At 74.4% G+C, this 5,815-nt stretch carries 6 protein-coding genes; 4 read left to right on the forward strand and 2 right to left on the reverse strand.

Features of this window, described 5'->3' with window-relative positions:
• A partial coding sequence (locus AB0I76_RS20865; RefSeq protein ID WP_357037880.1) for a hypothetical protein occupies positions 1-197 on the reverse strand: 197 nt, incomplete at its 3' end.
• Positions 198-343: 146 nt separating this feature from the next.
• Here AB0I76_RS20865 and AB0I76_RS20870 point away from each other — a divergent pair.
• From AB0I76_RS20870 to AB0I76_RS20880, 3 genes are read left to right on the forward strand one after another with little or no spacing between them, the layout of a single operon-like run.
• Positions 344-1,492: a glutamate--cysteine ligase gene (locus AB0I76_RS20870; protein WP_357037882.1), complete on the forward strand. Its 1,149-nt coding sequence runs from the start codon at positions 344-346 to the stop codon at positions 1,490-1,492.
• Positions 1,493-1,505: 13 nt separating this feature from the next.
• Positions 1,506-2,885 carry an FAD-dependent oxidoreductase gene (locus AB0I76_RS20875; protein ID WP_357037886.1) on the forward strand — a complete coding sequence of 460 codons (1,380 nt, stop codon included), beginning with the start codon at positions 1,506-1,508 and terminating at the stop codon, positions 2,883-2,885.
• Positions 2,886-2,919: 34 nt separating this feature from the next.
• Positions 2,920-3,786 (forward strand): aminoglycoside phosphotransferase family protein, encoded by an 867-nt coding sequence (locus AB0I76_RS20880; protein ID WP_357037889.1) that lies wholly within the window; start codon positions 2,920-2,922, stop codon positions 3,784-3,786.
• On the opposite strand, the gene AB0I76_RS20885 is transcribed toward AB0I76_RS20880, so the two are convergent.
• On the reverse strand, positions 3,787-4,596 hold the full coding sequence (locus AB0I76_RS20885; RefSeq protein WP_357037892.1) for a DNA-formamidopyrimidine glycosylase family protein: 810 nt from the start codon (positions 4,594-4,596) through the stop codon (positions 3,787-3,789).
• Positions 4,597-4,754: 158 nt separating this feature from the next.
• Between AB0I76_RS20885 and AB0I76_RS20890 the strand changes: the two genes are divergently transcribed.
• Positions 4,755-5,597: a DMT family transporter gene (locus AB0I76_RS20890; RefSeq protein WP_357037895.1), complete on the forward strand. Its 843-nt coding sequence runs from the start codon at positions 4,755-4,757 to the stop codon at positions 5,595-5,597.
• The last annotated feature ends 218 nt before the right edge of the window (positions 5,598-5,815 follow it).

Below are 5,815 nucleotides of genomic sequence, written 5' to 3' on the forward strand. Positions count from 1 at the left end.
CGGACCCACGCCCGCAGCCTGCTCGCGCGTCGCCCCGCACGGGGAGCGACGGCGGCGGCCAGGTGGACCGTGAGCAGAGCGGCGACCAGCGCCAGCGCCGCACCGGCCAGGAACTCGGCCGGGCGGTCCGCGAACACGACCAGCTGGGTGAGCGTCCCCGCCCACAACCCCAGCAGCAACCCCGGCACTCCCGGCACGGGTCCAGGCTAGGCCGCGCTGTCACGTCACACGCCGTGATCCCGACACGCCGACGCCGCGTTTCCCCGCGCCGCCACGGTGGGTAACCACCCGGACGCCCGAAGCGGACGGACCGCGACCGGCGAGGAAACGGACGGTGATGGCGATGACCGGCCATGTGGCGGAGGCGCCCCGTGCGGGAGCCCGGCGAGCCGACCTGCTGACCGTGGGTGTCGAGGAGGAGTTCCTGCTCGTCGACCCGCACACCGGCACCGCGGTGCCCGCCGTCGACCTCGTCATGGAGCAGGTGCCGGCCGACCTGCGCGGTCAGGTGGAACGCGAGTTCCAGACCAGCCAGATCGAGATCGGCAGCCCACCGGGGCTGGAGCTCAGCTCGATCCGGCACTCCCTCGGGGTGCTGCGCGCCGCCCTGGCCGACGCCGCCGAGCGGGCCGGCGTACGCCTGCTCGCCATCGGCACCGGCCCGGTGGAGGGCCCGGTGCCGCCGGTCGTCGACAAGCCCCGCTTCGACCGGATGATCGAGCGGTTCCGGCTGCTGGTGCCCGGCCCCGGCAACAACGGCATGCACGTGCACGTCGGGGTGCCCGACCCGGAGATCGGCGTGCAGGTGATCAACCACGTCCGGCCGTGGCTGCCGGTGCTGCACGCGGTGACCACCAACTCCCCCTTCGCCGCCGGGGTGGACACCGGCTACGCGAGTTGGCGGTCGGTGGAGTGGGAACGCTGGCCGTCGGTGGCGCCGACCCCGTTCCTGGAGTCGCACGAACACTACGAGCGGCTGATCCGGCAGCTCATCGCCAGCGGGGTGATGCTCGACGAGGGGATGCTCTACTGGTACGCCCGGCTGTCGGCGAAGTACCCGACGGTGGAGATCCGGATCGGCGACGTCTGCCCGTCGGTGGACGACGCCGTGCTGGTGGCCGCACTGGTCCGGGGCATGGTGGCCACCGCGATGGACGACATCGCCGCCGGCCGACCGGCCGTCCGCACCGACCACCACCTGCTGGTCGCGGCGCACTGGCGGGCGGCACACGACGGGCTGGAGGGCGACGGCGTCGACCTCACCGACGGCGAGCTGCGGCCGGCGTGGGACCTGCTCGACCAGCTCGTCGAACGGCTCTCCCCCGCGCTCGAGCGGCACGGCGACCTCGCCGAGGTGACCGACCTGCTCGGCGAACTGCGCCGCCACGGCAGCGGGGCCGCCCGGCAGCGCGCCGTCTTCGCGCGTACCAACCGGCTCGTCGACGTCGTCGCGGACGTGGCGCGACAGACCCGGGGGCTGAGCTCGCCGTGACAGGATGGTGCGTGTGGCGCAACGACTGATCGTCATCGGCGGCGACGCCGCCGGCATGGCGGCGGCGTCCCAGGCCCGACGCCGCCGCGACAAGCGGGACCTGGAGATCGTCGCCTTCGAGCGGGGGCACTTCACGTCCTACTCGGCGTGTGGCATCCCGTACTGGGTCAGCGGCCTGGTGTCCGACCGCGACCAGCTCGTCGCCCGGGACCCGGAGACCTTCCGGACCGACTTCGACATCGACGTACGCCTGCGGCACGAGGTCACCGCCATCGACCTCGACCGGCGCGAGGTCGTCGCCTCGGACCTGGAGCGCGGCGGCGAGGTCCGCGAGCGGTTCGACACCCTGATGTACGCCACCGGCGCCGTCCCGATCAAGCCGGACTGGGCCCACACCGACGTCGACGGCGTCTTCGGCATGCAGACCCTCGACGACGGGGCGGCGCTGATCGACTGGCTGGAGGCCGATCCGAAGCCCCGGCGGGCGGTGGTGGTCGGCGGTGGCTACATCGGCGTGGAGATGGCGGAGGCGCTCATCCAGCACGGGCTCACCGTCACGCTGGTCGAGCAGGCCGAGCAGCCGATGTCCACCGTGGACCCGGACATGGCCGAGCTGGTCGTCGACGCGATGCGCGGCCTGGGCATCACCATCCGCCCCGGCCTCTCGGTGACCGGCCTCGACGAACGCGACGGTCGGGTGTCCGCCGTGGTCACCGCCGAGGGTCCCATCCCCGCCGACGTGGTCGTCCTCGGCCTGGGCGTACGCCCCAACGTCGCGCTCGCCCAGGCCGCCGGCCTGCCGATCGGCCCCAGCGGCGCGGTCCGGGTCGACCGGCGGATGCGGGTGCCCGGCGTCGAGGACGTCTGGGCGGCCGGCGACTGCGTGGAGTCCCTGCACCGGGTCAGCGGCATGCCGGTGCACATCCCGCTGGGCACCCACGCCAACAAGCAGGGCCGTGTCGCCGGCATCAACATCGGCGGCGGCTACGCCACCTTCGCCGGGGTGATCGGCACCGCGGTGACCAAGGTGTGCGAGCTGGAAGTCGGTCGCACGGGCCTGCGCGAGCGGGACGCCCGAGCCGCCGGATTCGACTTCGTCTCGGTGATCACCCAGTCGACCAACCGGGCCGGCTACTACCCCGGGGCGCGCTTCATGTCCGTCAAGCTGATCGCCGAGAAGCCCAGCGGCCGGCTGCTCGGAGCGCAGATCGTCGGCTGGTCGGAGGCGGCGAAGCGGATCGACACCCTGGCCGTGGCGCTCTGGAACGGCATGACGGTGGACGACATGACCGCCCTCGACCTCGGCTACGCCCCGCCGTACGCCCCGGTCTGGGACCCGGTGCTCATCGCCGCCCGCAAGGCGGTCGACGCCCTCGGCACCACCGGCCGCTGACCCGCCGCCCCTGCCGTTCCGCCATCATCGACGCATGGAGATGCCGGAGGGGCTGGGGTGGCTGCGGGGCACCGAGGCGGGGCGGGAATGGCTGGCCGCCCTGCCCGACCTGCTCGCGGAGTGTGCCGCACGGTGGTCGCTGCGCGTCGGACCACCCTTCCCGTACGCGCTCGCGTCGCTGGCCCTCCCGGCCGAGTTGCCCGACGGGACCCCGGCCGTGCTCAAGCTCCAGTATCCCGACCCGGACAGCGTCCACGAGGCGACCGCCCTGGACCACTGGGCCGGTGACGGGGCCGTCCGGCTGCTCCGGCACGACCCGTCCCGGCGGGCCCTGCTGGTCGAACGGTGCACACCCGGCTCACCCCTGCACGAGCTGCCGGCCGACGCGGCGCTGGACGTGGTCGTGGGGCTGCTGCCCCGGCTGTGGAAACCGGCGGGACCGCCGTTCACCCCGCTCGCGGAGGAGGCCGCGGGCTGGCGGGAGCGGCTGCCCGTGAAGTGGGACCGCGCCGACCGCCCGTACGAGCGGCGGCTGCTGGACAACGCGCTCGGGCTGATCGCCGACCTGGCCCCGGACCAGGGCGAGCAGGTGCTCGTCAACCAGGACCTGCACGCCGGCAACGTGCTCCGGGCCGCCCGCGAGCCGTGGCTGGTCATCGACCCGAAGCCGCTGACCGGCGAGCGGGAGTTCAGTGTCGTGCCGATGGTCCGGGGTCGGGAGCTGGGCCACTCCCCCGCCGCCGTACGCCGTCGGCTGGACCGGCTCACCGGGGACCTGGGCCTGGACCGCGACCGGGTACGGGGCTGGACGATCGCGCAGACGCTGGCGTGGAGCATCGACGCGGACATCGTCTTCGCGCACCACGTCGAGATCGTCCGCTGGCTGGTGGACGAGGTGTGATCAGTCCCGCTGGCAGGTGGGACACCAGTACAGGTTGCGGCCGGCCAGCGACCCGCGGCTGACCTCCGTGCCGCAGAGGTGGCAGGGCGCGCCCGAGCGGCGGTAGACGTACACCTCCCCGCCGTGCCGGTCGACCCGCGCGGCCCGGCCCGTCGCCTCCGGTGAGTGGACGTCCCGGACGGTGTCGATCCGGCCACGTTCGACCCCGACGCGCATGAGCGCCACCAGGTCGGCCCAGAGCTCCTCCCAGCCGGTCCGGCTGAGCCCGCGGCCGCGCAGCGTGGGTGGCAGGCCCGCCCGGAACAACGCCTCCGTGACGAAGATCAACCCCGTGCCGGCCACCACCGACTGGTCGAGCAGGAGCGCCGCGAGCGGGGTCGGGCTGCGGGAGATCCGCGCGTACGCCCGCTCCGGATCCGCGTCGGCGCGCAGCGGGTCCGGGCCGAGCCGGGACCGCAGCGCCGCCACCTCGGGCGGGGTGAGCAGCTCGCACGCGGTGGGCCCGCGCAGGTCCAGCCAGTGCCGGTCACTGGTGAGCCGGAGGCGCACCTGCCCGACGGGCTCCGGCGGCTCCCCCGCGCCGTCGACGAACTTCCCGTACAGCCCGAGGTGCACGTGCAGGGTGAGCTCGCCCGCGTAGTGGTGCAGCAGGTGCTTCCCGTACGCCTCGGTGGCGTCGAGGACGCTGCCGGTCAGCCGGGCGGCACCCTCGGCGAAGCGGCCCTGCGGGCTGGCGGCGTGCACCTTGTCCCCGGCGAACAGTTCGGCGTGGCGGGCCGCCAGGCGGTGGATGGTGTGTCCCTCTGGCACGACGGCAACGGTAGCCCGGCGTGGGCGCCGCGGCCCCGCCATCGTCGACCGTCGGCGCGTGAGGCGTGTCGCGGAGGTCGCGACGGGGTACCTCGGAGATGTCACGCGTGGGCGCCACCCACTGGACGGCCGCCAACGCATTTACCAGGAGGTGTGTTGTGGTCAGAATTCCTTCCCTCTCGCGCCGCACGGAACCGGCGTCGAACGACGGTGTGGACGGCCGGACCCGCGCCGACACGACCGGCCGGGTCGACCCGCCGGAGGTAGCGGACCGGAACGACGAGCAGACGACGTACCGCAGCAACGCGGCCCCCGCCACCGCCACGGACGGCCACGATGCCGATGCCGTGCGGCGGGCCGAGCAGCGTGCCGCGGTGGCCCGGGCCGCGACGGCCAGCCCGGACGAGGAGACCCAGCGCCAGCCGCGGGTCACCGGCACGGAGGACCCGACGCTGGAGCGGACGCTCGACGGCCGCACCGTCGACCTCGACCGGGACGCCGCCGCGGCCCGCGCCGCCGGCCCGACGTCGGTCACCGACCGGAACGGCACCGCGACCTCGCTGACGGATCGGGACCGCACCGTCGTACCCGCCACCGGCCGGGCGCCGGAGCCGGCCGTCGACCGGAACCACGACGGTGTCGACGACCGGGTCGAGCGGCCCGCCGCCGCCGGTCCGAGGCCCCGGGCCAGCATGCTCGCCACGCTCGGCCTGATCACCGGCGTCGCGGCCGTGCTCTTCGTGCTCACGGGAACCCTCGCCGGGTACGGCATCGCGCTCGGCGCCCTCGGCGCGGTGCTGGCGGTGTTCGGGCTGCTCGCCACCCGGCGGCGGCACGTCGCGGGCAAGACCGACGCGCTGCTCGGCATCATCGCCGGCCTGGGCGCCGTGGTCCTCGGCGTGCTCGCCATGACCGGCCAGTTCGACTGGCCCACCACCGACGGCGACTGGATCGCCCGCTTCCGGGAGTGGCTCGACTCACAGTTTGTGGACCGCTTCTAGCGGGCACTGTCCGGCTCGCCGGCGGTGCGCCGGCGAGCGCCGGTGGTTCACCGGCGATCCAGCCCGACCAGCCTGGTGGTTCACCAGCCGGGCGAACACCCTGATTCGGGGGCGGCGATGCGCCGCCCCCGAAGTGTTTCCGCGCCCCGCGCCTGATCGGGGGACTCGACGCCACCCAGGGCCAGGACCGGGACCGGGCTGACCCGGATCAGGTCGGC

Source organism: Micromonospora sp. NPDC049799, assembly GCF_040656655.1.
Classification (GTDB): Bacteria; Actinomycetota; Actinomycetes; order Mycobacteriales; family Micromonosporaceae; genus Micromonospora.

Bases quoted from the DNA above. Each gene is read 5' to 3' on its own strand.
- AB0I76_RS20870 (WP_357037882.1), top strand. From the start codon at position 344: ATGACCGGCCATGTGGCGGAGGCGCCCCGTGCGGGAGCCCGGCGAGCC.
- AB0I76_RS20880 (WP_357037889.1), top strand. From the start codon at position 2,920: ATGGAGATGCCGGAGGGGCTGGGGTGGCTGCGGGGCACCGAGGCGGGG.